Below are 1,521 nucleotides of genomic sequence, written 5' to 3' on the forward strand. Positions count from 1 at the left end.
TTGTAGCCGAGAAAGCTGAGATACGGATTTTTGGCGGGGCATACACAGTTTTTCAAGATAAGCTCCTGCGTTACGTTGGGTGCGGCCAGCACTTCGCCGATGGAGCCCTCCATTGGCTTCTTGGTTTTCAGCACCGTGGGCAGTGCGGGGCACACCGCGTCACAGAAAACTACCGCCACGTTTTTCCTGTTCAGGGACAGCTCCCTTGCGATTTTCATAGCCGTTACGGTTTTGCCACTGGACGGGCTGCCCCAGACCGCCAGAATCTGCTTTCCCTTATTTGGCATTGCTGTTATCCCCCTGGGCTGCGTTTTCTGCTTTTTCCGGCAGCGGGCTGCTTTCAATGATGCCGGCAACTGCGATTTCACCCGTTTTCAAAGTACTGATCCTGCGCCGTTAAAAATTTATCCGCATTGGCCTTTGCCCCGCGATAGACAAGGGTTACCTGGAGGTTGCCGTTTTGCTCAAGTCCGGCCAGCACCTTGGCCTGGGCGGAATTTACCAGCAGGGTCAGGGTGGCGGGAAGTTTCTTTTCCACGTCGCCGCTCTTGTCCCCACTCGCCTTGTATTCCTTGTCCACTCCCGTGCCCAGCGTGACCGCCAGCACCTTGACATACTTTAACTCCGGCGGCGTCACGATAATCCCGGTATTGCCGGAACTCGCGGAAATCAGGGATATGATGTCGCCCAGTTCCAGCTTGCCCGACAGTCCCGCCGCAAACGATTTGATGGTAATGGACATGGCCTGTTTTGTACCGTCAAGTCCGGTCAGGTATTCAAATTCGGCAAGGGGCGTCCCGGATAATTTGGTGGAAAGGATGTAATCCCCCTTTTGCAAGTCGGCGGCGGCGTATTTGCCGATGGCCTCATTTTTGTTTTTCACCAGGTTGCTCGGCAGGTTGTATGCGCCGACCTTTACCGTTTCCAGCTTGTTGGCGGTGATCACCTCGCCCTTTTTGACAATATCCGTAATCCGCACGATTTCCGTTTGGGCGCGTACCGCGCTGCCCCAAAGCGGCGTCAGACCAAAACAAATGATCAGGGAAAGGATGATACAGCCCAGGCCGATCACGGTCCTGTTTTTGAAAATGCTTAATTTCATAATCGCAAGTCCTCCTAGTTTTTTTAGATTGCGGCGCTAAAGAGAAGCGCACAGTAAGATATTTTTTTCTTTTCTATTTTCATCAGCTCTTTGAAAATATGGGGTGTACCTTTGCGTACATCAGCCCAACCTCCATTCATCGCCGTACCGGTACGGATAAATTTTCTGGCTTTTCGCAAACCGCGTCATATTCTGCACCTGATCCACCACCGATAGATTGGTCTGATCCTTGGTGGTCATCATCACTGAGCCGACAATTCCGACCAGCACGCCGATGACGGTGAAGGTGACGCTTTGCGAAAGCAGCCATACAAAAACAGAAACAACTCCCGCGCCCAGCGAACCAATCACCGATTGCAGGAGCTGCTTTTTTCCGAAGCCGGGGAAAAGCTCGGCTTCAGCCTTTACCCCCATAGGGA

The 1,521-nt window shown here is 52.7% G+C and carries 3 protein-coding genes; all 3 read right to left on the reverse strand.

From position 1 onward, the window contains the following. A partial coding sequence (locus tag DSOL_RS26050) for an ATP-binding protein (protein WP_139314638.1) occupies positions 1-287 on the reverse strand: 287 nt, incomplete at its 3' end. Positions 288-364: 77 nt separating this feature from the next. Continuing rightward, positions 365-1,102: a Flp pilus assembly protein CpaB gene (cpaB, locus tag DSOL_RS26055; RefSeq protein ID WP_075367593.1), complete on the reverse strand. Its 738-nt coding sequence runs from the start codon at positions 1,100-1,102 to the stop codon at positions 365-367. 120 nt (positions 1,103-1,222) lie between these two features. Next, on the reverse strand, positions 1,223-1,521 hold a 299-nt coding region (locus DSOL_RS26060; protein ID WP_075367594.1), incomplete at its 5' end, for a hypothetical protein.

It is taken from the genome of Desulfosporosinus metallidurans, from assembly GCF_001936615.1.
Lineage (GTDB): Bacteria > Bacillota > Desulfitobacteriia > Desulfitobacteriales > Desulfitobacteriaceae > Desulfosporosinus > Desulfosporosinus metallidurans.